Raw genomic sequence first — 25,850 nt, 5'->3', positions numbered from 1 at the left:
CTGTTGACGCATGCCTGAAGGCTCCTGCCGCCACGCTCGCAACCCATTGATAGGTAAAGTAATTGATCTCCACAGCTAACATCACCATGCAGTTCGGCGCCAAGCCGCTCTTCGAGAACGTCTCGGTCAAGTTCGGCGCCGGCAACCGTTATGGTTTGATCGGTGCCAACGGTTGCGGCAAGTCGACCTTCATGAAAATCCTCGGCGGCGACCTCGACCCGTCCGGCGGCCAGGTCATGCTTGAGCCGAACGTACGCCTGGGTAAACTGCGCCAGGACCAGTTCGCCTACGAAGAATTTACCGTGCTCGACACCGTGATCATGGGCCACGAAGAGCTGTGGAAGGTCAAGGCCGAGCGCGACCGCATCTACTCGCTGCCGGAAATGAGCGAAGAAGACGGCATGGCCGTGGCCGAGCTGGAAACCGAGTTCGCCGAAATGGACGGCTACACCGCCGAATCCCGTGCCGGTGAATTGCTGTTGGGCCTGGGTATTCCTCTGGAACAACACTTCGGCCCGATGAGCGAAGTGTCCCCAGGCTGGAAACTGCGCGTATTGCTGGCCCAGGCGCTGTTCTCTGATCCTGAAGTGCTGTTGCTCGACGAACCGACCAACCACTTGGACATCAACACCATCCGCTGGCTGGAGAACATCCTGACCCAGCGCTCCAGCCTGATGATCATCATCTCTCACGACCGTCACTTCCTGAACAGCGTGTGCACCCACATGGCTGACCTGGACTACGGCGAGCTGCGCCTGTTCCCGGGCAACTACGACGAGTACATGACCGTGGCGACCCAGTCCCGCGAGCAACTGCTGTCGGACAACGCCAAGAAGAAGGCGCAGATCTCCGAGCTGCAATCCTTCGTCAGCCGCTTCTCGGCCAACGCCTCGAAAGCCAAGCAGGCCACTTCCCGTGCCAAGGCGATCGACAAGATCCAACTGGCCGAAGTCAAGCCGTCGAGCCGCGTAAGCCCGTTCATCCGTTTCGAGCAGAACAAAAAGCTGCACCGTCAGGCCGTCATGGTCGAAAAAATGGCCAAAGGCTTCGACGGCAAGCCGCTGTTCAAAGACTTCAGTTTCCAGGTTGAAGCTGGCGAGCGCGTAGCGATCATCGGCCCGAACGGTATCGGCAAGACCACCCTGCTGCGCACCCTGGTCAACGAACTGACCCCGGACGCCGGCAGCATCAAGTGGACCGACGCCGCAGAGCTGGGCTACTACGCCCAGGACCACGCCCACGACTTCGAAGACGACGTGACCCTGTTCGACTGGATGGGCCAGTGGACCCAAGGCGAGCAAATGATCCGTGGCACCCTGGGTCGCATGCTGTTCTCCAACGACGAGATCCAGAAGTCGGTGAAGGTGATTTCCGGTGGTGAGCAAGGCCGTATGCTGTTCGGCAAGCTGATCCTGCAAAAGCCGAACGTGCTGCTCATGGACGAACCGACCAACCACTTGGACATGGAATCCATCGAAGCGCTGAACCTGGCGCTGGAGAACTACCCGGGCACGCTGATCTTCGTCAGCCACGACCGTGAGTTCGTATCGTCCCTGGCCACCCGCATCATCGAGTTGAGCGCCACCGGCGTGATCGACTTCAGCGGCACCTATGATGATTACCTGCGTAGCCAAGGTGTGGTGTTCTAAAACACTCCGCCAGTAACTGTGGTGAGCGGGCTTGCCCCGCGCTGGGGCGCGAAGCGGCCCTAAAAAAGAACACCGCGTTCTGTCCGACAGAACGCGGTGTTTTCTATTGGGGCCGCTTCGCAGCCCAGCGCGGGGCAAGCCCGCTCACCACAACAAGCCCGCTCACCACAACAGCACCATTTACCCCATTAAAAGCCAGTTCAATCAGACAAAGTAGTTAGCCTGCTTTCTTTTCCCCCAAGCCCTTGCCATGATGCCCTCACCGCCCGCCCGCGAACGAGTGCCCATGTCTGCCGCCGCCCCCAGCTCCCTGTCGATCACCCTGCAGATCGTCTCCATCGTCTTCTACACCTTCATCGCGTTCATCTGCATCGGCCTGCCGATTGCGGTGATTCCTGGCTATGTGCATGAGCAACTGGGCTTCAGCGCCGTGGTCGCCGGAGTCACGATCGGTTCGCAATACCTGGCGACCCTGCTCAGTCGGCCCATGGCCGGGCGCATGTCGGACAACGTCGGCACCAAGCGCGCCATTGTGTTGGGGTTGGCGGGGATTCTGGTCAGCGGCGTGCTGACGTTCTTTGCGACATTGCTACAGAGCATGCCCGCCTTGAGCCTGGGCATTTTGATTGTCGGGCGACTGTTGCTGGGCGTGGCCCAAGGGCTGATCGGCGTGGGCACCATCAGTTGGTGCATGGGCGCCGTCGGTGCCGAACACACGGCGCGCTCGATTTCCTGGAACGGCATCGCGTCCTACGGCGCCATCGCCATTGGTGCGCCGCTGGGCGTGGTGATGGTGGCTGAATACGGCTACAACAGCCTCGGTATTGCACTGGCCGTATTGTCCGCGCTGGGCCTGGTGCTGATCCGCAATAAACCCTCGGTGCCAGTGGTGCGCGGTGAACGTTTGCCGTTCTGGGCAGTGTTCGGGCGTATCGCGCCCTTTGGCGCCAGCCTGTGCCTGGCCTCCATCGGCTACGGCACCCTCACCACCTTTATCACCCTGTACTACCTCAATCGTGGCTGGGCCGGTGCGGCGTACTGCCTGACGGTGTTTGGCGTGTGTTTTATCTTGTCGCGGCTGGTGTTTATCTCTGCGATCAGTCGGTTTGGCGGCTTTCGTGCCGCCATCGCCTGCATGACCATCGAGACCCTGGGCCTAACGCTGTTATGGCTGGCGCCGTCGACGGGCGTGGCATTGATTGGCGCAGGGCTGACCGGCTTTGGCTTGTCGCTGGTGTACCCGGCACTCGGCGTGGAAGCCATCAAGCAGGTGCCCAACAGCAGCCGTGGCGCGGGCCTGAGTGCTTATGCGGTGTTCTTTGACTTGGCCCTGGCGATTGCCGGGCCGTTGATGGGCGCCGTGGCACTGAACCTCGGCTATGGCTGGATCTTCTTCTGCGCCGCGCTGTTGTCGGTGACGGCCTTGGGCGTGACCGTTCTGCTCAAGCGTCGCGCTTACTGATCAGCCGTCTGCATCCCGGCGCGGGTGGCTTGGCCGAGGGTGTGGCTGAAAAAGCGCCCCGCCTCGGAAATCAGATCACGGTGAATGCCCTCGCGGTCGACGCCGTCGGCATCGGTGCAGATCGCCGGCATCGCCGCCAACTGATCACTGTCGCACGGCGCCATGAACACAAAGTGCCCTGCCCCGGCCAACAGCTTGAAGTCCGGCGGTTCCGGCAACTTGCGCGCCAGCGCCGCAGCGTTCTTGTCCACCGCCACCAGCTTGTCGCCGTCGCCGCTGTAGAGCAGCACTGGCACATGCACGTCGGCCAGGGTGTGACGGCCAAACATCAGGCTCAACGGCGCCATCAGCATCAAGGCATGAATACGCGGATCGGATTGCGGTTGCAGGTCGTCGCGGTCCACCACCAGTTCGCCTTTGGTGGTGCAGGCGTCACGGTCTTCCGGGCGTTCCTGGCAGTAGCGACGCAGGCGGTCGAAATCCGGCTTGGCACCGGCCAGGATCAACGCAGTTTCACCGCCCGCTGAATAACCGATCACGCCGACCTGATCGACGTTGACGAAGGGGGACAGCATCGGGTCGCCCAAGGTGGCGGTGATTGCTTCGGAAATCTGGATCGGCCGGCCATACAGGTTACTCACCGTGCCCAGGCGGCTGTGGTCCTTGTAGTTGTCGCCAGGGTGCAACACCGCCACCACCACGAAGCCTTTACGCGCCAACGAAGTGGCCAGGTCATGCAAGGCCAGCGGCGTGCCGGTGTTGCCGTGGGACAGCATCAGCATCGGGAAACGGCCAATGGCAATCTTGGAATCTTCCGTCGCAGCGACGCGATAGGCCCCCAGCGGCGTGCTGTGCTCAAGCCCGGTGGAGGGATAAAAAGCGATGGCCTTCATCGGCTGCAAATCCAGCGGATCCAGGAAGGTCATGCGATGGAAGCCCACACTCCAATGCGGGTGCGGCGCAGGCGCGGCGTGCACTGAAACCAGGCCACCGAGCAGGGAAAGAACCATAACAGCACAAAGACGCATCATGAGGATGTCCACCTTTGCTGCATAAAGACCGGCATGTCGGGTTGAAAAGTCCATGGTTCAAGGCGCTCGACCGGGTGATAAACCCATGCGTGCATAACCTGGGCCAAAGTAATGACAGCGGGTAAACGAAAAAACTCCGTAGTCCGGTCGTTTTGAGGCGATCAGAATACAGAGTTTAGACGCCCCGTTTCAGAATGAAACGGGGAAAGGCACGGTTTTACCTAAGCTTTACGCAGCCGCGAACAATTGTTCGTTGATGAGTACGTTGGCGTCGCTCAAGGACTTGCTGCGGAACTCATCACCGTACGCCAGGCCATGGGCGCGGACGAATTCGATGTCGGTGATGCCGAGGAAGCCCAGCAGCACTTTCAGATAATCTTCATGGGCCACACCGGTCGCCTGGCCGACATGCAGGCCGCCCGAGGTCGACACAACGATGACTTTCTTGTTGCCGCACAGGCCTTCCGGACCGGCTTCGGTGTAGCGAAACGTCTGACCGGCGACGGCAATGCGGTCGATCCAGGCTTTGAGTTGAGTCGGGATGGTGAAGTTGTACATCGGCGCAGCGATCACCACCGCGTCAGCGGCGAGGAATTCAGCAAGGGTCTTGGCGCTGAGTTCTGCTTCGTGCTGTTGCGCGGCATTGCGCTGATCCGCCGGAGTGCCCAGGGCGCCCAGGGTCGCGCCGGAGAAGTGGTTGAAGCCTTCGGCGGCCACGTCACGGTAGGTCACTTCCACGCCCGGCTCAGCCGCTTGCCAAGCCTTGACCACACCAGCGCTGAGCTGACGGGACGCCGAGTTGTCGCCGAGGATGCTGGAATCGATATGCAACAGTTTCATGCGGGATCTCCAAGTGAGGATCGCGACGGGGCGATCAAGTGGGGTTGATCCTACAGATGATCCGAATAAACGATTAGACGGTTGAAATGCGACTGTTTGTCCTGCTCACAGGACAATGCTCAGTGCGACGACACGTAGATCGACGCTGACGTCGGTGCGGGCAACGCATAGGTGCGCTTCATCCACTGGATTTCTGCCTGGGGCGTGCGCCCAAAGAAGCGTTTGAACTCCCTGCTGAACTGCGAGGCGCTTTCATAACCGACCTGAGCACTGGCCGTCGCGGCGGTGATATCGCTACGCAGCATCAACAAGCGCGCCTGATGCAAACGCGTTGACTTGAGATACTGCATCGGCGAGGTGTCGGTGACAGTGCGAAAATGCGCGTGAAAGCTTGGCACACTCATCATCGCTTCCCGCGCCAGCGCTTCCACGTCCAGATGCTGGTGATAACAGCCATGGATCTTGCGAATCGCCCTCGCCACCTTGCCGAACTGCCCCTGGCGATTCAGGGCTGCGCGCATCGAGCCACCCTGCTCGCCCGTCAGGATTCGATAGTAGATCTCGCGCATCAGCGCCGGCCCCAGAATCTGTGCATCCATCGGCACGCTCATCACTTGCAGGAAGCGCAGCAATGATTCACTGAGCCGGTCATCCATGGGTGACGAATACATGCCCCGTGGCTTGGCCTCGATCAATTCGGGGAAGTCTTCCAACGCCACCATCAGCTGCGCCGCGAGGGTGAAATCCAGGCGCAGGTACACCGCCAGCATCGGCTCGGCTTCACTGGCGTCGGTCTCCATGGTGAAGGGCACCGGCACCGACACCACCAGGTAGTGCTGGGCGTCATACAAATAAACCTCATCCCCCAGGTAACCACGTTTCTGCCCCTGACAGACGATCACGATGCCGGGGTCGTACAGCACCGGGACCCGATGCAATGGGCGATTGGAGCGCAGGAAACGCACGTCATCCAGTGCGCTCAGGTTATAGCCTTCCACAGGCGCCAAGGTGCCCATCAACTCGATGATTCTGCCTGTTCGGTCCATGTTTGCTGGCCTTTGCGTAAAACGCCACGTTAACGCGCAATCCACGACGAGGCTACGGACTTATAGGAATAGGCAATCAGCACATTGGAATGGATATTCGCTCAAATCCCGCATTTGCGTAGCCTGAAACAGCACTTTCAGCCCTCGGAGACTCCCCCATGCTTATCGTCTACAACCCTGCCACCGGTGAAGAAATCGGCCGTGTCGCCAAGCACACCGCAAACGAGGTCAAGGCTGCCGTCGACCGCACCTGCGCCGCCTTCCCTGACTGGTCTTCCAAGCTTGCCAAGGAACGCGGTGACATCCTGCGCCGCTGGCACGACGCGGTAAAAGCCGACAAGGAAGCCTTCGCCGAACTGCTCTGCCGCGAAAACGGCAAATGCCTGAGCGAGGCCCGCGGTGAAATCGACTACGGCCTGGGCTTTATCGAGTGGTACGCCGAAGAGGCCAAGCGCGTGTACGGCGACACCATTCCCACTCACGACCGCAATGCCAACGTGATGGTCACCAAGGAAGCCATCGGCCCGGTCGCCGCCATCACCCCGTGGAACTTCCCGTTCATGATGATCACCCGCAAGGTTGCCACAGCGCTGGCGGCCGGCTGCACCATGGTGATCAAGCCCGCAGAAGACACCCCGCTCACCGCCCTCAAGTTGCTGGAATACGCGCGCAAGGCCGGGATCGAGGCAGGCGCTCTGGAAGTGGTCGTGGGCGACCCGAAAGAAATTGGCCAGATCCTGACCGGCGACCCACGCATCCGCAAAATCTCGTTCACCGGCTCCACCGGCGTCGGTAAATTGCTTGCCGCACAGTGCGCAGCGAGCATCAAGAAAATGACCCTGGAACTGGGCGGCAACGCGCCGTTTATCGTGTTCCAGGACGCCAACCTCGACGAAGCGGTGAAAGGACTGGTCAGTGCAAAACTGCGCAACTCGGGACAGGTGTGCATCTCGCCAAACCGCATCTTCGTGCAACACAGCATCCTCGAAGACTTCATCAAACGTTTGAAGCACGCCGTGGCCGAGATCGAAGTGGACCAGGGCTTGCGCGAAGGCTTTGTGGTCGGCCCCATGGTCAATCAACTGGGCTTCGACAAGGTGGCGCGCCTGGTGGAAGACGCCAAGGCCGCCGGGGCCAAGGTGTTGATGGGCGGTCAGCCCCACGCCAAAGGTGGCCTGTTCTACGAGCCGACGGTGTTGACCGGTTTGCAGGATGATTCTCCCCTGGCGACCGAAGAAATCTTCGGCCCGGTGTTCGCGATCTATTCGTTCAAGGATGAAGCCGAAGTGATTGCCCGCGCCAACCAGACCGAATTCGGCCTGGTGGCCTACGCCTACACCAGCGCACTGGGACGGTCGTTGCGCCTGTCGCGCCAGTTGGAGGCCGGCATGGTGATCCTCAACTCCGGATCGGTGGGCACTGCTTCCGTGCCGTTTGGCGGCATCAAGCAGTCCGGTTATGGCCGTGAAGGCAGCTATTACGGGATCGAGGAGTATGTGCACGTGAAATACGTGTTGATGGCTGGCGCACATTTGTAGTGGATTTGCCCTCGTCAGACGCGGATAGTTCGTCCCACTGACAGGACAATAGGTTGCCCATGCAAGACCTCAACGACCTCTACTATTTCGCCAAAGTCGTGGAAGCCGGTGGCTTCGCCGCCGCCGGCCGGCTGCTGGGGATTCCCAAGTCGCGGCTGTCGCGGCGTATCGCCGAGCTGGAAGAACGCCTCGGCGCGCGATTGCTGCAACGCACTACCCGCCAACTCACCCTCACTGCCGTCGGCGAGCGCTACCTGCGGCACTGCCAGGCGATGCTGCTGGAGGCGGAAATGGCCGATGAGGCGGTGGCCAGCATGTCCAGCGAGCCCCGTGGACGGCTGCGCGTCAGTTGCCCGGTGGGCATGGCCCAGCACATCCTGCCGGAACTGGTGGCTGGATTTCTGGCGGCGCATCCCCAGGTGCAACTGGAGATGACCCTGGTCAACCGCCGTGTCGACCTGGTCGCCGAGGGTATCGATGTCGCCCTGCGCGTACGCGAGCTGGGCGATGAGGACCCGCTGTTGGTGACCAAGCGCCTGCGTCAGGCCCAGACCGTGCTGGTGGCCAGCCCCGCGCTGATGCACGGCCGTCAGGTCGCGACCCTTGAGGATCTCAAGCAGCTACCGATCCTTGGTGCACTGGAGGCTGATCGCCTGGTGCATCAACGCATCCTCGACCCCCAGGGCAACACCCACGACCTGGCGATGGAAGCCCGGTTGGGGATCGACGACTTCATCGTGCGCAAGGCCAGCGCCATCATGGGGCTGGGTTTTACCGTGCTGCCGATGATGTATTGCGAAGAGGAATTGGCCAACGGCCGGTTGGTGCAACTGCTGCCGGAGTGGTCCTTGCCAGGCGGCTGGTTGCAGGCGGTGTACCCGCATCGTCGCGGCGTGTTGCCGGCCATTCGTGCCTGGATCGACTACCTGGAAGAAGGTTTCAAAGGTTGCGGAGACCGCTTGCTATGAAGATGACCGAAGAACAAGTCGCCGCCTTCTGCCTGAGCCTGCCGGGCGCGCGGGAGGATTACAAATGGGGCGGCGTGCGTGTGTTTTCGATTGCGGGCAACAAGATGTTCGCGCTGCAGAACCTCAGGGGTGAGTCGTTGGCGTTCAAGGTCGACAAGGAGTTGTTCCTCGGCCATGTGGACCGCCCAGGCATTCACCCGGCGCCGTATCTGGCGCGGGCGCAGTGGGTGATCATGAATAAGCCCTATCCGTTGGGTGATGAAGAGTTGCGTGGGTTGTTGCGGCGTTCGCACCAGCTTGTCGTCAGCAAGTTGCCCAAGCGCACGCAGGTCGGGTTGCGCCTGGACGCATAGATGTTTGGATGCGGCGCTGGGCGTTTGGGTGGGGCCTGACAGGCGATCGCTTTCCAACTGTTACCCTGAGATCGAAATGTGGGAGCGGGCTTGCCCGCGAAGGCGGCCTTACAGCTGGCCTGGATGATGGATCGGACTGCATACATATCCATTGCTGCGGTAACGGCCGCCTATGGTTCCGCTCTTACAGCGGGTCACTTTTGGAAGAGTCCGAATGCGGCCCAGCCAAAAGTAACCAAAAACGCTTCGCCCCAACACTCGGTACCTCGCCTAGGCTCGGTATGCCCGTAATCCGACAGTGATTTGGGGGGCCGCAGCCACGCGCCATCCATGGCGCGGGGCGGCTAAACCGGCATCCCTGCCGGTTTACCCCCCAAATCCCTGCCGAATTCCGGCCAGCGTGTTTAACGGGGCGCCCAAGATCAAAAGCAAGATCAAGAGCGGCTCGCTTCGCATCGTGGTTAGCGATGGTTGCTACGGAGTAGTTCGGATACCTGCGCCTACTAGAGCAATGACCATAGAGTGCCCCCCAGGAACAGCTGATCCAGCCAGAACACCTCATGCAACAACACAATCACCCAAAACAACACCTGATAAGACACCTTGCGCGTCTTGTGCCGGAACACCTGCTGGGCAATCAACGCCCCCGGCCAGCCGCCCGCCAGTTCCACGGCGTGCAGGATGTTTTCCGGGGTGCGCCAGCTGTCCGTGCGCGCCTTGCGCTTGTCACTCCAGTACAGGAAGAACGCGATCACGCTGACCACGCCATAGCCCGCCAGCGGAATCACAGTCTCGCCGCGCTGCCATACCAGCACCGAACCCAGCAGCGGCGCTGCGCATAACAGCACGAAGATCGCCGCTTTCAGACGGGGATGCTGGATCATCATGCCTTGGCGGCCGCCCAGTCGATCCAGCCGAACTGCCAGGTCGCCAGGATCAGCAAGCCGAATGCAATGCGATACCAGGCAAACACGGCATAGCTGTGGCTGGCGATGAACCTGAGCAGGCCCTTCACGGCGATCATCGCGAAGATGAACGAGGTCACAAAGCCGATGGCGAACACCGGCAAGTCCGCCGGCTGGAACAGGTCACGGTACTTGTAGCCCGAATACACCGCCGCACCGACCATGGTCGGCATCGCCAGGAAGAACGAGAACTCGGTGGCGGTCTTGCGCGACAGCCCGAACAGCAAGCCACCAATAATGGTCGAGCCGGAACGCGAAGTCCCTGGGATCATCGCCAGGCACTGGGCCAGGCCGACCTTGAGCGCGTCTTTCCAGGTGATGTCATCCACGGTTTCAGCGTGCACTTCATGCTCGCGGCGCTCGGCCCACAACATGATGATGCCGCCGATCACCAGCGCCGTGGCCACGGTGATCGGGTTGAACAGGTAGTGGTGAATCAGGTCGGCAAAAATCACCCCCAGCACCACCGCCGGCAGGAAGGCGATCAGCAGGTTGACGGTAAATCGCTGGGCCTTGCGCTGGGTCGGCAGGCCGCTGACCACTTCGAAAATCTTGCCGCGAAACTCCCACACCACCGCCAGGATCGCGCCCAGCTGGATGATGATATTGAACGCGTTGAAGCGGTCGCCGGTAAAGTCGAGCAAATCGGCGACGATGATCTGGTGGCCGGTGCTGGAAATCGGCAGGAACTCGGTCAGCCCCTCCACAACGCCAAGAATCAATGCCTGTATGGCGGTCCAAAAATCCATGCTTCCCCCAAAGGTCTTGCTCTATGGCAAGCCTCGTTAATCTTTTTAATGGTTCACTGACGACAAGACGCGGTGTTGAGTTTCAACCCCGACCTGCAAAAATCTTGTGAAAAATCAGACAGTACTCAGGTTTTCCGAATACAGGCCGAAAGCCTATCAGACAAGTCGGAAAAGTCGATGCAGCACCGACAATTATAAAAAGCACGGAGTGACAGGACGATGAACAGTTTGCGCAATATGTCGATCAGCCGGCGCCTGTGGCTGATCCTGATAGTCGCCGTGCTGATGCTGCTGGCCCTGGGTTTGCTGATGCTCAAGCAGATCCACGACGACCTGTACCAGGCCAAGCGCCAGCAAACCCAACACGTGGTCCAGACCGCCAGCGGGATCCTGACGTTTTATCACGGCCTCGAAACCAGCGGCGTGATGACCCGCGAAGCCGCCCAGAAGCAAGCCTTGAGCGCGGTGCGTGGCTTGCGCTACGACCATGACGACTACTTCTGGATCAATGACCTCACGCCCGTGATGATCATGCACCCGGCCAACCCCAAGCTCGACGGCCAGAACCTTTCGGCCATCCGCGACCCCGACGGTTTTGCCGTGTTCAACGAATTCGTGATCCTGGCCAAGGCCAAGGGCGCCGGCATCGTCAACTATCGCTGGCCGAAACCGGGCGCCGAAGCGCCGGTGGCCAAGACGTCGTATATCCAACTGTTCCAACCCTGGGGCTGGATCATCGGTTCCGGCGTGTACGTGGACGATGTGCAGGCTGAGTTCAGCGGCCAGGTCTGGAAAGCCTCGTTCATCGGCCTGGGTATCGCCGTGGTGATGGCGCTGCTGGTCTCGCTGATCGCCCGCAGCATCGTGCGGCCGTTGCAGGACGCGGTGAACGCCATGGGCAACATCGCCAGCGGCGAAAGCGACCTGACCCGTAGCCTCGACACCCACGGCCAGGACGAAGTCACCCAACTGTCCAGGCATTTCAACAGCTTCACCGCCAAGCTGCGCCAAGTAGTGGGCCAATTGCAGGTGTGCGCCAATGCCCTGGGCCAGTCCTCACAGGAATTGGGCAGCAACGCGACCCAGGCCCATGACCGCAGCCAGCAACAATCCCAGCAGATGGAATTGGTGGCCACCGCCATCAACGAAGTCACCTACGGCGTGCAGGACGTGGCCAAGAACGCCGAACACGCCGCCAGCGAAATGCGCGACGCCCAAGCCCAGGCCCAACAAGGCCAGGTGAATATCGACGGCAGCCTGCAGCAGATTGACCAGCTCTCCGGCACCATCAGCCAGGCGGTGGAAGTGATTCGCACCCTGTCTGCAGAAAGTACCCAGATCGGCAGCGTGCTTGAAGTGATCCGCTCGATTGCCGACCAGACCAACCTGCTGGCGCTTAACGCGGCGATTGAAGCAGCCCGCGCCGGCGAACAAGGGCGTGGCTTCGCCGTGGTGGCCGATGAAGTGCGGCTGCTGGCCCAGCGCACGCAAAAATCCACCGCCGAAATCCAGGGCATGATCGAACGCCTGCAAGGCCACTCGGAAGCGGCGGTCAAGGTGATCAGCGACAGCCACAGCGCCTCGCAACTGACTATTGAACAAGCCGGTCAGGCCGGTGCCAGCCTGACTGCCATCGGCCAGGCGCTGCGCAACCTCAATGGCCTCAACGCCTCGATTGCCAGCGCCACCCTGCAACAGGCCCACGTGGTGGAAGACATCAACCAGAACGTCACCCAGGCCGCCGGCTTGTCCCACAGCACCGCGCTAGCGGCGCAACAGTCGAGTGTGGCGAGTGCGCATTTGCGCGGCCTGAGCGAACAGCTCGACGGCCTGCTGCGCCAATTCAAGGTCTGAGCCTGTGGCGAGCGGGCTTGCCCCGCGTTGGGCTGCGTAGCAGCCCTAAAACCAGGAGCCGCAGTCTGTCAGGCAAAATGCGGCGTCTCTATTGGGGCCGCTTCGCAGCCCAGCGCGGGCGGTGCGACGATTCGACAAGCCCGCTCACCACAACCACAGCAGTTAATTCCTACGCCAATCTTCTTTGGTTACAATCATCGCCCTCTCCCACTCTCCCAAGGAACCTCCATGTCCGGGCTTGAACTGTTCGCCGCCGCCCTCGGGGTGATTGCCGTGTGGCTGACCGTCAAGCAAAACCCCTGGTGCTGGCCCATCGGCCTGGTGATGGTGTTGCTCTATACCTGGGTGTTTTTCGACGTGAAACTCTATTCCGACATGCTGCTGCAGGTGGTCTACGCCGCCTTGCAAGTCTACGGCTGGTGGCAGTGGACCCGTGCCGGCGAGGTCAAACAAGGGCGCCATGTCAGCAGCCTCGGCGTGCCGGCGATCATGGCCAGCCTGGCGGTGGGCGCCGTCGGCAGCCTGTTGCTCGGTGCCGCCATGGCGCACTGGACGGATGCTGCGCAGCCTTGGCTCGATGCCGCCCTCACCGGCTTCAGCCTGGTAGCGCAGATGTGGATGGCGCAGAAACGCGTGCAGTGCTGGCCGTTGTGGATTGCCGTGGATGTGATCTTCGTCGGGCTGTTCCTCTACAAAGGCCTCTACCTCACCGCCGCGCTCTACGCGTTGTTCACCGTGATTGCCGTGCAAGGCTGGCGCGAATGGCGCGCCGACCCGGCGTTGCACGCATGAAGGTGGTGGTACTGGCCGGCCCGGAGTCCAGCGGTAAAAGCTGGCTGGCGGCGCAATTGCAGGCGCATTTCGGCGGGTTGATGGTGGGTGAATACGTGCGTTATTTCATCGATCACCATCAACGCGACACCACCCTCGCCGACATCCCGGCCATTGCCCGTGGCCAACTGGCCTGGGAAGACGCCGCGCGCGCCCAACAGCCTGATCTGTTGATCCTCGATACCCACCTGCTGACCAACAAGCTCTGGAGCCAGACCCTGTTCGGCGACTACCCGGCCTGGCTCGACAGCGAGTTGCTGGCCCGCCATTACGACCTGCACCTGTTGTTGTCGCCGGAGGATGTGGAATGGACCGCCGACGGCCAACGCTGCCAGCCGCAACTGGCGGATCGCCGGGCATTTTTCCAGGGCAGTCTGGAGTGGATCGAGCACCATCAGCAGCCCGCCCTGGTGATTCGTGGCGACTGGGCACAGCGCCGCGCCACCGCATTTGCGGCGGTCGAACAGCTACTCGCCGGCACGCTCCAGGTTGGCGTTCACCCTTAGCAGCAACGCCAGCAAGGTCGCTTCCTCCTCTTCACTGAACCCTTCCAGCGCCTGCGCCGTCCCCTGCTGCATGACCGCGCGGGCGGCGGGCATGCGTTTGCGCGCCGCGTCGGTCAGGGTAATGAGGCGGCTGCGTCTATCCGCCGGGTCGGCCACCCGTTCGATCATGCCGTCGCGCTCCATGCGTCCCAGCAACTGCGCCATGCTCGACTGCTCGACACGGACGATGCGCACCAGCTCGGCCTGGGGCAAGCCTTCGCTGTGCTTGAGCGCCACCAGCACCGGAATCTGCGCGACAGCAAAGCCCAGCTCCTTTAGACGACCTTCGTAGAGACGGACGAAACCCCGGCCGGCCAGGCCGATCTGTTGCATGGGGTTGGGGGCAGGCATTTGAATCTTCATGAGGGCGTTGACTTTCCATAGGATCCTATGAACAGAATGTATAGGATCCTATAAACATCGCCAAGGACAATCTCCATGACGCCCCCATTACGTATCGCCATTATCGGCGCCGGCCCCGGCGGATTGACCTTGGCGCGAATCCTTTATCGCCATGGCATCGCCGCCAGCGTGTTTGAGCGCGAACGCGATCCGCTCGAACGCCCGCAAGGTGGCACGCTGGACCTGCATGTCGAATCTGGCCAGCTCGCCCTGCAGCGTGCCGGCCTGGAAGATGCGTTCACCCGTATCGCCCGCTACGAAGACCAGGGCTCACGCCTGATGGATCATCACGGTGAGTTGCTGTTTGAAGACCCCAATCCGGACGCGGGTGACCGTCCCGAAGTCGACCGCACCGCCCTGCGCCAGGCGCTGCTGGATTCGCTGCCGCTTGGCTGTGTGAACTGGGGCGCAGGTATCCACGAAGTCCGGCCGATCGGTGATGGGCGCTGGACGTTGCATCAAGGCCCTGTCACCTACGGCCCCTTCGATCTGGTGGTCGGTGCCGACGGGGCCTGGTCGAAAGTACGCCCGCTGCTGTCGACCTATCAGCCGCAATACAGCGGGTTGACCTTCATCGAGTTTGGCATCGACGATGTCGACCGCCAGCACCCGCACCTGGCCAAGCTGGTTGGCCGAGGCAAGCTGGAAGTCGCCGGGGAAGCCAAATCGATCATGGTGCAACGCAACGCCAATGCGCATTTGCGTGGCTATGCAATCTTTCGCGTACCGCCCGACTGGGCAGCCGATCACCTCAGCCTGCACGCGCTAAAAGTCCAATTCAAAGGCTGGCACCCGCAGGTGCTGGCGCTGTTTGATGCGGCAAACGAGACGGTACTGGCGAGGCCTATCTACGCCCTGCCCGTGGGCCATCGCTGGTCCCATCGCCAGGGGTTGACGTTGATCGGTGATGCCGCCCACCTGATGTCGCCGTTTGGCGGCGAAGGGGTAAATGCGGCGATGCTGGATGCGGCCGAACTGGCGCAGCACCTGCTGGAGACACCCGACGGCTCATCAGCAGTGCAGGCTTATGAAAACCACCTGTTCGAACGGGTGATACCGGCAGCCCAGAGCAGCGCCGAGGGCGCCGCCATCCAGTTATCCCATGACAGCCTGGCGCTGTCTCTGGCCCACCTGCATCACCACCTCACGCCTCAGTAACCCAAGGACAGGCCCGTGTTGCGCCGCGGGTCATTCGCGCCGTAGAAGCGGTTGTTGCCCACCGGCTTGCCACCCAGCGACGGCGCCCCGACCAGGATCGCCGCCAAGTGGTTGGCATCCTGCGGCCCGGCAAACTTGTGGCCCCAGCTTTCAAGGATCTTCTGGGTATCCGGGCTGACCGCGAAGGTTTCCAGGTTGGTGGTTTCCGGCATCCATTGCTGGTGGAAACGCGGCGCGTCCACCGCTTCCTGGATGTTCATCTTGTAGTCGATGACATTCAGGATCGTCAGCAAGGTCGCGGTAATGATGCGACTGCCACCCGGCGTACCGACCACCATAACGGCCTTGCCATCCTTGGTCACGATGGTCGGGCTCATCGACGACAGCGGCGCCTTGCCCGGCGCGATGGCGTTGGCTTCACCCTGGACCAGGCCGTACATGTTCGGCACGCCGACCTTGACGGTGAAGTCGTCCATTTCATCGTTGAGGATCACCCCAGTCTTGCTCGCCATCACGCCAGCACCGAACCAGTCGTTGAGGGTGTAGGTGACCGACACCGCGTTGCCCCACTTGTCGACGATAGAATAGTGGGTGGTGTTATTGCCTTCATGGGGCGATACGCCCGGCTTGATCGCCTGGGAGTCACCGGCTTTTTGCGGCTCGATGGCGTCGCGCAGTTTCGCCGCGTAGTTTTTGTCCAGCAGGTGCTCAATCGGATTCTTCACGAAGTCCGGGTCGCCCAGATAGCTGTTGCGGTCCACGTAGGCGTGGCGCATGGCTTCGATCTGGTAGTGCAGACCCTGGGCCGAGTGATAGCCGAGGTCGGCCATCGGGTAGCCTTCGAGGATGTTCATGATCTGGCAGATCACCACGCCGCCCGAGCTGGGAGGCGGTGCCGAGACCACGTGGTAGCCACGGTAGTCGCACTCGATGGGCGCCAGTTCGCGGGTCTTGTACTTGTCGAGGTCAGCCTGGGTGATGATGCCCTTGCCGGCCTGACTGGAGTCCACCAGGGCCTTGGCGACCCAGCCTTTATAGAAACCGTCGTTGCCCTTGGCCGAGATTTCCTTGAGGGTCTTGGCCAGGTCTTTCTGCACCAGCTTCTGGCCGACCTGCATCGGCTGGCCGTTGTGCAGGAAGATCCCGCGCATGTCCTTGTCTTTTTCAAACTCGCCGGTGGCGGTGTGCAGCAGGTCGATATCGCCCTGCTCCAGCTCGAAGCCGTTCTCCGCCAGTTTGATCGCCGGGGCGATGACTTGGGCGCGCTTGAGGGTGCCGTATTTGCTCAGGGCCAGCTCCATACCCGAGACGGTGCCAGGCACGCCGACCGCCAGGTGGCCCTTGGCGCTAAGGCCTTCGATGACGTTGCCGTCTTTGTCCAGGTACATGTTGGCGGTGGCCGCCAGCGGGGCTTTTTCGCGGAAGTCGAGGAAGGTCTTGCGCCCGTCCGCCAGTTGCACGGTCATGAAACCGCCGCCGCCCAGGTTACCCGCCGCCGGGTACACCACCGCCAGTGCGTAGCCCACGGCCACGGCCGCGTCGACCGCATTGCCGCCGGCCTTGAGCACATCCACGCCCACGTGAGTTGCCAAATGCTGGGCCGTCACCACCATGCCATTTTCACCGGCCACCGGGGCCTGAGACGCGGCGTGCACACCACTGACCGTTAACACCAGGGCGGTGGCTATCAAGGTACGGCTGAAGGGTTGGTATTTCATCCATGGCTACTCTAGTTATTGAGACGCACCAAAATAGCCCGCCGCGAATTTAATCCCCAGCGCAATGGCGTTTTTATTACAGAACTTGTCGGTCATAGAACGGACGCGAAAAACCCCATGCTATATTTCGCGCCCAGACTGTCTGACCAGGCACTTTCACATGGCGATCAAGAAGACCGGCATCCGCGCCCAACAGGCCGACCAGACCCGTGCGCGCATCCTGCAGGCGGCGGTCAAGGTGTTCACCCGCGACGGTTACTCCGGCGGGCGTGTCGACAGTATCTCCAAGGAGGCGGACTCCAACGACCGCATGCTCTATTACTACTTCGGCAGCAAGGAACACCTGTTCGTCTGCGTGCTGGAACACACCTACGAGCAGTTCAATAAAGCCGAAAGCAAGCTCAAGCTGAACCTCGATGCACCGGAGCAGGCGCTGCGCGACCTGGTGGCGTTCATCTGGCATTACTACGTCAAGCACCCGGAGTTCGTGGCGATCCTGAGCATCGAAAACCTGCACCAGGGCAAGCATGCGCAGCAATCCGGCGAGATGCGCAGGTTGTCCGGGGAAGCGGTCGGCGTGCTGCGCCCGATCATCGAGGCGGGCCAGGCCCAAAGCGTGTTTCGCCGGGATGTGGACCTCAAGCACGTGTACTTGATGATCGCCTCGCTGTGCTACTTCTATAACTCCAACCGCCATACCCTCAGCTCGTTCCTCGGTGAAGACCTGGCAAACAAAGGCCAGCAGCAGGATTGGCTGGGGTTCATCAGTGACCTGGTGCTGCGCGGCGTGACGCCTTAGTGGGTGCCTGGATTGGCGCGCAAATGCGCCACCTTCTGTTCCAGGCCCTTCCACTGCGGCGCGTTTGGCGCGAATTTGCCGCGTAGGTAGGCCGCCAGATCCGCCACCTGGCTATTGGACAAACTGTCCTTGAACCCCGGCATATACCCCAGATCCTTGGTCGCCGGGTTGCTGATGCCCTGCAAAATCACCTTGATCAAATTATCCGGCTGATCGCTGTGTACATTGGTATTGGTCGCCAACGACGGGCTCACTCCAAACAGTTTGGGTCCCAGGCCATCCGCATGGCAGGCCTTGCAGGAACCTTCGAACACCCGTCGACCGTTGGGATTCGGCACGCTGGCCGCCGCAGCCACCTGGGCCTCGGCAGCCGCATCACCGTTGAGCGAGGCCAGGTACACCGCCATCGCGCGGATATCCGCCTTGGGCAGTTTCGACAATTCACTGACCACCGGCGCCATCGGGCCAGCCGCCACGCCGTGCGCATCGGAATAGCCGGTGCTCAGGTAGGTAAACAGTTGGTCCTCGGTCCACGGCGTCGGGGCCTTGGACAAACCATTGAGGGTCGGCGCCTCCCAACCATCGACCCTGCCACCGGCCAGAAAGGACTTGCCGCCCTTCTCCGCGCCCATCAGGTTGCGCGGCGAATGGCAGGCGGCGCAGTGGCCCAGGCCGTTGACCAGGTAATTGCCGCGATTCCATTGCTCGCTGCGCTCAGGCTGCACCGAAATTTCACCGCGCCGCAGGTTCAGGGCATTCCAGCCCGCCATCAACGGCCGCAGATTGAACGGAAAGCTCATCGCATTCGGCGTCGGCGCCTGGCTCACCGGGGCCTGAGACATCAAATAGGCGTACAACGCCTGCATGTCCGCATCGTTGATATTGCGAAACGCCGTATAAGGAAACGCCGGATACAGATTGCGCCCGTCACGACCAATACCGTCGCGCATCGCCCGCTCGAAGGCCGGGTAGGACCAGGCGCCAATGCCGGTCTGCACATCCGGGGTGATATTGCTGCTGTACAGCGTGCCGAACGGCGTCTGCATCGCCAGCCCACCGGCATTGGTCGCGCCGCCAGGCGCCGTGTGGCACACCGCGCAATCGCCCACCGCCGCCAGCAACCGCCCGCGCTCCAAAGTGGCCTTGGACCAGGTGCCGGCGCTGGGCGGTGCAATCGGCGCGATTTCACTGTGGAACGGCCAGGCCGTCGCCAGCACCGCCCCCAACGTGGCGAACAGCGCACCAAACCACCACTTGCGGCGTTTTTCCGGCGACTTGGCCGGCTCGCCCAAGGTGCCCGCATTCAACGCTGCCAACACCCGCTCCGGGGTGATCGGCAGTTCGCGAAAACGAATGCCGGTGGCGTCATAGATCGCATTGGCAATCGCCGCCGCACTGGGCACCGACGCCGACTCTCCGGCGCCCATGGGTGGCTGGTCCTGGCGCGGCATCATCATCACGTCGATCTTTGGCACTTCGGGGAAGGTCAGGATCGGATAACCGCCCCACTCCTTGCTCGCCACCGTCGACTCTTCAAAGGTCACCCGTTCCTTCAACACACGGCTGGTGGACTGGATCACGTTGCCGTGGATCTGATGCTGCACGCCGGCCGGGTTGATCATCATCCCCGAGTCATGCCCGATCACCACGCGGGTCACCGACACATCGCCCGTCTGTTTATCGATGGCCACATCCGCCACCCACGCCGCCCAGGCCGCGCCGAATCCGGGGAATTTGCTGTGGATGTAGCGCGCGTAGGCAAAGCCACGGCCACGCAGCAGATGGTCCTCGTTGGCGGTTTGCATCGGCGCGGTGCGCGGCACCCAGTTGGCGCGTTCGGCGGTGGACTTCACCAGGTCGATGGCGCGCTCGTCCTTGAGGTAACGCAGGCGGTATTCCACCGGGTCGACGCCGGCGGCGAACGCCAGTTCGTCGATGTAGGACTCGTGGGCAAAGGTGTTGGGCAAGGCCGACACGCCGCGCATCCACGACGCACGCACGATGGGCGCCATGTCGTTGATGGTCACGCGCATATTCTCGATGTCGTAAGGCGGGATCGAGGTGCGGTCGCCCATCTCGAACATCGCCGCCACCGGGTCCACACGGCCGGTCAGCAGCAACGCCAGGGTCGGTGCGCCGTTGGACGGATAGCTGGTTTCAAAATCGTAGGCCGCGATGCTACCGTCGGCGTTGAGGCCACCATCGACATCCATCAGTTGCGCGGTGCCCTTGGGCTCCCACAGGTGTTCCTGCTCGCGGGTCAGTTGCACGCGCACCGGCTTGCCGACCGCACGGGACAACAGCAAGGCATCGGCGCACACGTCATCCGCGCAATTGCGCCCGTAGCAGCCGGCGGCTTCCATGCGGATCACATCGATCAGCGCTTCATCGCACTCCAGCAGCCATGCGAGGTCGGCCCTCAGCAGGTGCGGGTTCTGGCTGCCCGACCACACCCGGCTGCCGGCTGGCGAATAATCCGCCACGCCGCAGGACGGGCCGATCGAACCGTGCATCTGGTACGGCCAGAGATAACTGCGCGGCATACGTTGGCTGGCGCCGGCCAGGGCTTCATCGACATGGCCCTGGTCAAGCACGGTGCGGCGTACGCGGGGGTTGTCGCGGATCGCCTGTTCAACATCACTCATGTCCGGTAACGCGTGGTTCCAGGGTTTCCAGTGCACCTGCAATTCGCTGGCGGCCTTGACCGCCTGCTCTTCACGCAGCGCCACCACGCCGACAAAATCGCGAATCACCACCACCGCGACGATGCCAGGGATATGCGCGATGGACGCTTCATCCACGCTCAACAGGCTGTTGCCGACAAAGTCGCCGCAATCGAGCCCGGCATACGGCGGGCGAATCACCCTGCCATGCAGCATGCCCGGCACGCGCATGTCGTGTACGTAGGTCAACTCGCCCGTGGCTTTGCCGGGGATATCAACTCGCGCAGCGCCCTTGCCCACCAGGCGGTAGTCCTCGATGGGCTTGAGCGGCGCGTCACCGCTGATGCGCAGTTGGTCATGCTGGCCGCTGACCAGTTCGGCATACGTGGTGGTGCGCCCGTCGGCTGCGTGGATGACGCCAGCATCGACCGTCAGGCTGGCTGTGCTCACACCCAGGCGCCCCGCCGCCCGCGCCAACAGGAAACGCCGTGCTTCGGCTGCGGCATTGCGCAGGGGCACGGCGGATATCTGCAAGGTCGCACTGGCGATGGTTGCCCCTTGGTTGGGCACGCGCTCGGTGTCGCCGAGCACCATCTTCACCTGCTCCATTGTCAGGTCGAGCTCTTCGGCGACGATCTGCGCCAACGATGTGCGAATGCCGGTGCCCAGGTCCACATGGCCATTGAACGCGTACACCAGGCCGTCACCGTTTACCGCAATGAACAGCCCCAGTTCTTTGGGTTTCACGGTGGGCGTGCCGCCCTTGGCCACCGGCCCCGAAGGCGGCAGCACGTCATCGACGATCAACAAAACGCCGGCCTTGGCCAGCCACTGGTCACGGGAAAGGGGGGTGTCGGTCATGGTCATCAATCCACGGTCATCAGGCGGGCCGCACGCAGCACGGCGCGCAGGATTTCGATATGGGTGCCGCAACGGCAGAGGTTGCCCGACAGCTCGTTGCGCACCTCGGCTTCGCTGGGGTTGGGGTTACGGTCGAGCAAGGCCTTGGTGGTCATGATCATGCCGTTGAGGCAGTAGCCACATTGCGCGGCCTGCTCGTCGATAAAGGCTTGTTGCACCGGGTGCGGATCCTGGCGTGAGCCCAGGCCTTCCAGGGTGACAATCTCGCGGCCCACAGCCCCCGACAACGGAAACACACAGGAACGGGCCGCCACTCCATCAATGATCACGGTGCAGGCACCGCACTCCCCCAGGCCACAGCCGTATTTGGGGCCATTGAGTTCCAGGTCATTGCGCAGCACCAGCAACAGCGGCGTGTCCGCCATGGCGCTGACGTCGCTTTTCTGCCCGTTGACCTCAAGCGTTACCGTGATGTGCTGGCTGATCATTCGCTTCGCCCGTAACAGTTGGTGAAGTATTCACTACATCAAACAGTCAAAAAAAAGCGTCGTGGACCTGGGGTCTCACGACACACTTGACAGATGAAGTGGCTACTACATGAACTCAGAGCAAGATCGATGCCAGCTGCGATTATTCCTGCGGGTCGTCGATCATCTTGCGCAACAGGAACAACACCGCCACCCGTTCGGCCGGGTTGAGATTGCTCAAGGTCAATTCGCTGATCTGCGCAGCGCGCGGCGCGGTCTGGGCGACCAGTTCGGCGCCTGCCGGGGACAGGTCCACCACCACTTTGCGCTTGTCCTGCGGGTCCGGTTCCAGGCTGATCAGCGCCTTGGCCTTGAGCCGCTCGACGATGCCGCGAATAGTCGCCTGGTCCACGGCCGTGGCCTTGACCAGTTCGGTCAGGGAGCTTGCACCGTGATCGCGCAGGGCACACAGGGTGACGAACTGCACGGCGGTGAGCTGGGAATCGCCAACATTCTGCTGAAAGATCGCCAGATGGCGCTGGTAGGCCTTGCGCAACAGGTGGCCGACTTGTTCAGAAAAGACGTAGGAATCTGGCACGGCGGGGCTCGGTGGGTGGCTAACGTGGGGAGGCATGATACTCCATCCCCACACCTCTGATCAGCGGGCGCGGGAGGCTTGCGGCGCAACCACATCCCCGGCAATCACAACCGCCTCATCATCCAGGTACACATCGCAATTGCGCAGCGGAATATCCATATGGCATGGCGTTTTGCGTGTCCCGCCCACTTCGGTATTCGGCCCGGTGGAGAATAGGAAGTTGCCATAGAACGCCCGCGCGTCCATGCACATGCCGTCGTTCTTGTCGTGCAAGCCCATGGCCGTCCACTGCGCCCGTGGCTGCAGGCCCCAGCCGATATGGGAGATGCCGTACACCTCGGGGTCGTTGAAGTACTTCATGTAGTCGCGCAGGTATTCAGCCTCGAAACCACCGTGGATGTTGGTGATGAAGCCCTTCTCGATCTCCAGGGTGATTTTCTCGCGGGTATAGGTCTTGAACGGCAGCAGGATGTCGCCGATGTCCAGCACCAGCACGCCTTCGGCGGTCTCTTCGTTGGGCCAGGAGAACAGGAAACCGCTCGGCCAATGGTCCCAGCGTCCCGGTTCATCGGCAAAACCGTATTCCGTCACCGAGGGGTACTGTCCCAAAGCGGCGCGGAAGTCACTGCCGGCGCGGGATTTCACGTGGATCGACCGCGCTTTTTTGAGTAGCTGCTCGGCCGCCAGCACGCGCACCTTGTCTTCTTCGGTCGGCAACATGCGCGCCAGTACTTCCGGCGGCTCCACCGCCAGCAGGATGCGGGTGCCGGTCTTGAGGATCTGCTCCTGCTCTGGCGAGTGCAGCAGCATCATGGTGTCGACGATCAAGTCGGCGGCTTCCAGTGCACGCTGGGCGGCGATATTGCCGGTGAGTGCAGTGTCGCCGCAGTAGGCGGTCATGTCGTTGCCCATCGCCCTGGGATGGTTGAACGACGGCAACTCCACCGCATACACCTTGGCCCCCAGGCGCTGCGCGGCGTCCATCGCGGCACGCACGGTGCGCGGGTCGGAGTAATGGCTCTTGAGCACGGCAACGCTCTGGGTCGGGTCGACCTTGGACAGCGTCAACACGTGTTCAAACATCTGGGTCAGTTCGCAATCGCTTACCGGCATTTTCCTGTCTCCTGTGGGCCTGCACCAAGTTCAGGCACTGCGCTTCACTCTAGTGCGTTTTTATAGCGTATACGCCATTTAATAACGATAAGACCCGAATTGCAGTCAGACTGCAAGCGGTACGCAAAAACGTTACCTATCGAAACAAACCCAGCAATTGTTAACCACAACCCGTTACGCAGGACAAATACGGCCAAAAAAATAAATTTGCAAAGACAGGCTTCCCATTTCAAAAAATGAGCGTATACACTTTAAAAACCTTGCGGACAGACGCCGCCGAAAATCAAAAAGAGAGAGGAACACGCCCCATGGGAAGCACTCAGAAAATCGCCATCGTCGGCGCAGGCCTGGGCGGTGCCGCCGCGGCCACCCTGTTGCAGCAAGCCGGCTTCGACGTGGATGTCTACGAGCAGGCACCGGAGTTTTCCCGGTTGGGCGCGGGGATCCACATGGGCCCCAACATCATGAAAATCTTCCGCCGCATGGGCATCGAAAAGCAGCTGGACCTGATGGGCTCGCACCCTGAGCACTGGTTCAGCCGTTGCGGCGAAAGCGGCGACTACCTGTCGCGCATCCCGCTCACCGGCTACGGCGCGTCCTACATCACCGTGCACCGTGGCGACCTGCATGCGCTGCAGATGTCCACCCTCAAGCCCGGCACCCTGCACTTCAACAAGCGCCTGGAAACCCTTGAAGAAACCGATACCCAGGTACGCCTGACCTTCGCCGACGGCCAGGTGACCTACGCCGACATCGTGATCGGCGCCGACGGCATCAACTCCAAGATCCGCGAAGAACTGCTCGGCGTGGAAAAACCGCTGTACAGCGGCTGGGTCGCGCACCGTGCGCTGATCCGGGGTGACCAGCTCGCCAAGTACGACCTGAAGTTCGAAGACTGCATCAAGTGGTGGACCGAAGACCGCCACATGATGGTCTACTACACCACCGGCAAGCGCGACGAGTACTACTACGTGACCGGCGTGCCCCATGCCGAATGGGACTTCCAGGGTGCGTTCGTCGACAGCAGCCGCGAAGAGATGTTCGACGCCTTCAAGGGCTACCACCCCACCGTCCAGGCCCTGATCGAATCCACCGAAAGCGTGACCAAATGGCCGCTGCGCAACCGCAACCCGTTGCCGCTGTGGAGCCGTGGGCGCCTGGTGTTGCTCGGCGATGCGTGCCACCCGATGAAACCGCACATGGCCCAGGGCGCCGGCATGGCCATCGAAGACGCGGCGATGCTCACCCGCTGCCTGCAGGAAACCGGCATCAGCGACTACCGCACCGCCTTTGAACTCTACGAGGCCAACCGCAAGGAACGCGCATCCCGCGTGCAGGCCGTGTCCAATGCCAACACCTGGCTGCGCAGCCAGGAAGATCCGGCCTGGGTTTATGGCTATGACCTGTACGCCCAGGAACTGAAATCGGGGGTGGCCGCGTGAGCACTTTTCTCTACGGCGGCAACGTGCAGGCCAACGGCATTCGCCAACACTACCTGCGTTACGGCGGCAAGGGCCCGGTGCTGATCCTGATCCCCGGCATCACCAGCCCGGCCATCACCTGGGGCTTTGTTGCCGAGCGCCTCGGCGCGCAGTTCGACACCTATGTGCTGGATGTGCGCGGTCGCGGCCTGTCTTCGACCGGTCCCGAGCTGGATTACAGCGCGGACACCTGCGCCGAGGACATCGGTGCCTTTGCCGACGCATTGAACCTGGACAGCTACCACCTCATGGGCCATTCCATGGGGGCCCGCTTTGCCGTGCGCAGTGCCGTCAAACACCCGCAAGGCGTGAAGCGCGTGGTGTTGATCGACCCACCGGTCTCAGGCCCGGGCCGACGCGAATACCCGAGCAAGCTGCCGTGGTACGTCGACTCCATCCGCCAATCCCTGGTTGGCATGGACGCGCAGGCGATGCGCGCCTTCTGCGCCACCTGGACCCAGGAACAACTGCAACTGCGCGCCGAATGGCTGCACACCTGCTACGAGCCTGCCATCGTGCGTGCCTTCAATGACTTCCACGAAGTGGATTTCCACCAGGACCTGCCCCACCTCAAGGCCCCTGCCCTGTTGATGGTGGCCGGGCGTGGCGGCGTGATCCTTGATGAGGACATTGCCGAAATCCAGGACCTGCAACCGAGTATCCACGTCGCCCGCGTGCCAGACGCCGGCCACATGATTCCGTGGGACGACCTCGACGGTTTCTTCGTCGCCCTCGGCGACTTCCTCACACAATAAGAAT

General features: G+C 61.8%; 23 protein-coding genes. 12 read left to right on the top strand and 11 right to left on the bottom strand.

The genetic code is table 11. The features are described from left to right. The first annotated feature begins 62 nt into the window (after positions 1–62). Both ACP7BX_RS16615 and ACP7BX_RS16610 read left to right on the top strand, forming a co-directional pair. Entirely contained in the window at positions 63–1,649 is a 1,587-nt protein-coding gene (locus tag ACP7BX_RS16615) for an ABC-F family ATPase (RefSeq protein WP_026000030.1), read from the top strand. A gap of 286 nt (positions 1,650–1,935) precedes the next feature. Further along, positions 1,936–3,111 carry an MFS transporter gene (locus ACP7BX_RS16610; protein ID WP_038850433.1) on the top strand — a complete coding sequence of 392 codons (1,176 nt, stop codon included), beginning with the start codon at positions 1,936–1,938 and terminating at the stop codon, positions 3,109–3,111. Here the strand turns inward: ACP7BX_RS16610 and ACP7BX_RS16605 are convergent. The 3 genes from ACP7BX_RS16605 to ACP7BX_RS16595 all read right to left on the bottom strand — a co-directional run bounded on the left by ACP7BX_RS16605 (position 3,105) and on the right by ACP7BX_RS16595 (position 6,028). Next, positions 3,105–4,142 carry an alpha/beta hydrolase family protein gene (locus ACP7BX_RS16605; RefSeq protein WP_033901196.1) on the bottom strand — a complete coding sequence of 346 codons (1,038 nt, stop codon included), beginning with the start codon at positions 4,140–4,142 and terminating at the stop codon, positions 3,105–3,107. The genes ACP7BX_RS16610 and ACP7BX_RS16605 overlap by 7 nt on opposite strands. Before the next feature lie 228 nt (positions 4,143–4,370). Further along, positions 4,371–4,982 carry an FMN-dependent NADH-azoreductase gene (locus ACP7BX_RS16600; protein WP_033901176.1) on the bottom strand — a complete coding sequence of 204 codons (612 nt, stop codon included), beginning with the start codon at positions 4,980–4,982 and terminating at the stop codon, positions 4,371–4,373. Positions 4,983–5,101: 119 nt separating this feature from the next. After that, a complete protein-coding gene (locus ACP7BX_RS16595) occupies positions 5,102–6,028 on the bottom strand; it encodes an AraC family transcriptional regulator N-terminal domain-containing protein (protein ID WP_426131211.1) in 927 nt (308 codons plus the stop codon). A 158-nt stretch (positions 6,029–6,186) separates the two neighbouring features. On the opposite strand from ACP7BX_RS16595, the gene ACP7BX_RS16590 reads away from it, so the two are divergent. From ACP7BX_RS16590 to ACP7BX_RS16580, 3 genes are read left to right on the top strand one after another with little or no spacing between them, the layout of a single operon-like run. Continuing rightward, positions 6,187–7,566: an NAD-dependent succinate-semialdehyde dehydrogenase gene (locus ACP7BX_RS16590; RefSeq protein WP_426131213.1), complete on the top strand. Its 1,380-nt coding sequence runs from the start codon at positions 6,187–6,189 to the stop codon at positions 7,564–7,566. 59 nt (positions 7,567–7,625) lie between these two features. Further along, complete coding sequence (locus ACP7BX_RS16585; protein ID WP_177113051.1) at positions 7,626–8,534, top strand: LysR substrate-binding domain-containing protein; 909 nt, start codon at positions 7,626–7,628, stop codon at positions 8,532–8,534. Beyond that, complete coding sequence (locus tag ACP7BX_RS16580) at positions 8,531–8,887, top strand: MmcQ/YjbR family DNA-binding protein (protein WP_426131215.1); 357 nt, start codon at positions 8,531–8,533, stop codon at positions 8,885–8,887. The genes ACP7BX_RS16585 and ACP7BX_RS16580 overlap by 4 nt, the downstream gene beginning before the upstream one ends. A gap of 503 nt (positions 8,888–9,390) precedes the next feature. Here the strand turns inward: ACP7BX_RS16580 and ACP7BX_RS16575 are convergent. Both ACP7BX_RS16575 and ACP7BX_RS16570 read right to left on the bottom strand, forming a co-directional pair. After that, on the bottom strand, positions 9,391–9,774 hold the full coding sequence (locus tag ACP7BX_RS16575; RefSeq protein ID WP_426131217.1) for a DUF1294 domain-containing protein: 384 nt from the start codon (positions 9,772–9,774) through the stop codon (positions 9,391–9,393). Further along, entirely contained in the window at positions 9,771–10,601 is an 831-nt protein-coding gene (locus ACP7BX_RS16570) for an undecaprenyl-diphosphate phosphatase (protein WP_269134046.1), read from the bottom strand. Before ACP7BX_RS16570 ends, ACP7BX_RS16575 begins: the two co-directional genes overlap by 4 nt. 219 nt (positions 10,602–10,820) lie before the next feature. Here ACP7BX_RS16570 and ACP7BX_RS16565 point away from each other — a divergent pair, with 219 nt between their 5' ends. The 3 genes from ACP7BX_RS16565 (at position 10,821) to ACP7BX_RS16555 (ending at position 13,792) form a co-directional block, all read left to right on the top strand. Then, complete coding sequence (locus tag ACP7BX_RS16565) at positions 10,821–12,455, top strand: methyl-accepting chemotaxis protein (RefSeq protein ID WP_426131219.1); 1,635 nt, start codon at positions 10,821–10,823, stop codon at positions 12,453–12,455. A gap of 228 nt (positions 12,456–12,683) precedes the next feature. Beyond that, positions 12,684–13,247 carry a nicotinamide riboside transporter PnuC gene (pnuC, locus tag ACP7BX_RS16560; protein WP_426131221.1) on the top strand — a complete coding sequence of 188 codons (564 nt, stop codon included), beginning with the start codon at positions 12,684–12,686 and terminating at the stop codon, positions 13,245–13,247. Further along, positions 13,244–13,792: an AAA family ATPase gene (locus ACP7BX_RS16555; protein WP_426131252.1), complete on the top strand. Its 549-nt coding sequence runs from the start codon at positions 13,244–13,246 to the stop codon at positions 13,790–13,792. The genes pnuC and ACP7BX_RS16555 overlap by 4 nt, the downstream gene beginning before the upstream one ends. Here ACP7BX_RS16555 and ACP7BX_RS16550 read toward each other — a convergent pair. Next, positions 13,754–14,182, bottom strand: coding sequence for a MarR family winged helix-turn-helix transcriptional regulator (locus ACP7BX_RS16550; protein WP_256348914.1), 429 nt, complete (start codon positions 14,180–14,182; stop codon positions 13,754–13,756). The two genes, ACP7BX_RS16555 and ACP7BX_RS16550, sit on opposite strands and share 39 nt — an antisense overlap. Before the next feature lie 87 nt (positions 14,183–14,269). Here ACP7BX_RS16550 and ACP7BX_RS16545 point away from each other — a divergent pair, with 87 nt between their 5' ends. Next, the gene (locus ACP7BX_RS16545) at positions 14,270–15,391 is read left to right on the top strand and encodes an FAD-dependent oxidoreductase (RefSeq protein WP_426131223.1); all 1,122 of its coding nucleotides are present in this window, start codon (positions 14,270–14,272) and stop codon (positions 15,389–15,391) included. Here the strand turns inward: ACP7BX_RS16545 and ggt are convergent. After that, entirely contained in the window at positions 15,385–17,109 is a 1,725-nt protein-coding gene (ggt, locus tag ACP7BX_RS16540) for a gamma-glutamyltransferase (RefSeq protein ID WP_177004033.1), read from the bottom strand. The genes ACP7BX_RS16545 and ggt overlap by 7 nt on opposite strands. Positions 17,110–17,269: 160 nt before the next feature. On the opposite strand from ggt, the gene ACP7BX_RS16535 reads away from it, so the two are divergent. Then, entirely contained in the window at positions 17,270–17,908 is a 639-nt protein-coding gene (locus ACP7BX_RS16535; protein ID WP_426131225.1) for a TetR family transcriptional regulator, read from the top strand. Here the strand turns inward: ACP7BX_RS16535 and ACP7BX_RS16530 are convergent. From ACP7BX_RS16530 to ACP7BX_RS16515, 4 genes are all read right to left on the bottom strand, one after another. Then, on the bottom strand, positions 17,905–21,432 hold the full coding sequence (locus tag ACP7BX_RS16530) for a molybdopterin cofactor-binding domain-containing protein (RefSeq protein WP_426131227.1): 3,528 nt from the start codon (positions 21,430–21,432) through the stop codon (positions 17,905–17,907). The two genes, ACP7BX_RS16535 and ACP7BX_RS16530, sit on opposite strands and share 4 nt — an antisense overlap. 5 nt (positions 21,433–21,437) lie before the next feature. Next, a complete protein-coding gene (locus ACP7BX_RS16525; RefSeq protein ID WP_033901618.1) occupies positions 21,438–21,920 on the bottom strand; it encodes a (2Fe-2S)-binding protein in 483 nt (160 codons plus the stop codon). 142 nt (positions 21,921–22,062) lie between these two features. Continuing rightward, positions 22,063–22,497 (bottom strand): MarR family winged helix-turn-helix transcriptional regulator, encoded by a 435-nt coding sequence (locus ACP7BX_RS16520; protein WP_038850544.1) that lies wholly within the window; start codon positions 22,495–22,497, stop codon positions 22,063–22,065. 60 nt (positions 22,498–22,557) lie between these two features. Next, the gene (locus tag ACP7BX_RS16515) at positions 22,558–23,610 is read right to left on the bottom strand and encodes a 2,5-dihydroxypyridine 5,6-dioxygenase (RefSeq protein WP_038850416.1); all 1,053 of its coding nucleotides are present in this window, start codon (positions 23,608–23,610) and stop codon (positions 22,558–22,560) included. A 308-nt stretch (positions 23,611–23,918) separates the two neighbouring features. Here ACP7BX_RS16515 and ACP7BX_RS16510 point away from each other — a divergent pair, with 308 nt between their 5' ends. Together ACP7BX_RS16510 and ACP7BX_RS16505 are read left to right on the top strand one after the other, a co-directional pair. Next, entirely contained in the window at positions 23,919–25,052 is a 1,134-nt protein-coding gene (locus tag ACP7BX_RS16510; protein WP_426131230.1) for an FAD-dependent monooxygenase, read from the top strand. Continuing rightward, positions 25,049–25,846, top strand: coding sequence for an alpha/beta fold hydrolase (locus ACP7BX_RS16505; RefSeq protein ID WP_177113029.1), 798 nt, complete (start codon positions 25,049–25,051; stop codon positions 25,844–25,846). The genes ACP7BX_RS16510 and ACP7BX_RS16505 overlap by 4 nt, the downstream gene beginning before the upstream one ends. Positions 25,847–25,850: the final 4 nt, after the last annotated feature.

This window comes from Pseudomonas sp. DWP3-1-3b3, from assembly GCF_049896305.1.
Classification (GTDB): Bacteria; Pseudomonadota; Gammaproteobacteria; order Pseudomonadales; family Pseudomonadaceae; genus Aquipseudomonas; species Aquipseudomonas azotoformans_A.
The sequence above is the reverse complement of the archived record's forward strand: the minus strand, read 5'-3'. Positions and strand labels throughout refer to the sequence as shown.

Excerpts from the sequence above, each read along its gene's own strand:
- ACP7BX_RS16515 (WP_038850416.1), bottom strand. The coding sequence starts at position 23,610 with ATGCCGGTAAGCGATTGCGAACTGACCCAGATGTTTGAACACGTGTTG.
- ACP7BX_RS16530 (WP_426131227.1), bottom strand. The coding sequence starts at position 21,432 with ATGACCGACACCCCCCTTTCCCGTGACCAGTGGCTGGCCAAGGCCGGC.
- pnuC (WP_426131221.1), top strand. The coding sequence starts at position 12,684 with ATGTCCGGGCTTGAACTGTTCGCCGCCGCCCTCGGGGTGATTGCCGTG.
- ACP7BX_RS16585 (WP_177113051.1), top strand. The coding sequence starts at position 7,626 with ATGCAAGACCTCAACGACCTCTACTATTTCGCCAAAGTCGTGGAAGCC.
- ACP7BX_RS16555 (WP_426131252.1), top strand. The coding sequence starts at position 13,244 with ATGAAGGTGGTGGTACTGGCCGGCCCGGAGTCCAGCGGTAAAAGCTGG.
- ACP7BX_RS16510 (WP_426131230.1), top strand. The coding sequence starts at position 23,919 with ATGGGAAGCACTCAGAAAATCGCCATCGTCGGCGCAGGCCTGGGCGGT.
- ACP7BX_RS16550 (WP_256348914.1), bottom strand. The coding sequence starts at position 14,182 with ATGCCTGCCCCCAACCCCATGCAACAGATCGGCCTGGCCGGCCGGGGT.
- ACP7BX_RS16600 (WP_033901176.1), bottom strand. The coding sequence starts at position 4,982 with ATGAAACTGTTGCATATCGATTCCAGCATCCTCGGCGACAACTCGGCG.
- ACP7BX_RS16610 (WP_038850433.1), top strand. The coding sequence starts at position 1,936 with ATGTCTGCCGCCGCCCCCAGCTCCCTGTCGATCACCCTGCAGATCGTC.
- ACP7BX_RS16565 (WP_426131219.1), top strand. The coding sequence starts at position 10,821 with ATGAACAGTTTGCGCAATATGTCGATCAGCCGGCGCCTGTGGCTGATC.
- ACP7BX_RS16545 (WP_426131223.1), top strand. The coding sequence starts at position 14,270 with ATGACGCCCCCATTACGTATCGCCATTATCGGCGCCGGCCCCGGCGGA.
- ggt (WP_177004033.1), bottom strand. The coding sequence starts at position 17,109 with ATGAAATACCAACCCTTCAGCCGTACCTTGATAGCCACCGCCCTGGTG.
- ACP7BX_RS16580 (WP_426131215.1), top strand. The coding sequence starts at position 8,531 with ATGAAGATGACCGAAGAACAAGTCGCCGCCTTCTGCCTGAGCCTGCCG.
- ACP7BX_RS16575 (WP_426131217.1), bottom strand. The coding sequence starts at position 9,774 with ATGATGATCCAGCATCCCCGTCTGAAAGCGGCGATCTTCGTGCTGTTA.
- ACP7BX_RS16590 (WP_426131213.1), top strand. The coding sequence starts at position 6,187 with ATGCTTATCGTCTACAACCCTGCCACCGGTGAAGAAATCGGCCGTGTC.
- ACP7BX_RS16595 (WP_426131211.1), bottom strand. The coding sequence starts at position 6,028 with ATGGACCGAACAGGCAGAATCATCGAGTTGATGGGCACCTTGGCGCCT.
- ACP7BX_RS16605 (WP_033901196.1), bottom strand. The coding sequence starts at position 4,142 with ATGATGCGTCTTTGTGCTGTTATGGTTCTTTCCCTGCTCGGTGGCCTG.
- ACP7BX_RS16570 (WP_269134046.1), bottom strand. The coding sequence starts at position 10,601 with ATGGATTTTTGGACCGCCATACAGGCATTGATTCTTGGCGTTGTGGAG.
- ACP7BX_RS16535 (WP_426131225.1), top strand. The coding sequence starts at position 17,270 with ATGGCGATCAAGAAGACCGGCATCCGCGCCCAACAGGCCGACCAGACC.
- ACP7BX_RS16525 (WP_033901618.1), bottom strand. The coding sequence starts at position 21,920 with ATGATCAGCCAGCACATCACGGTAACGCTTGAGGTCAACGGGCAGAAA.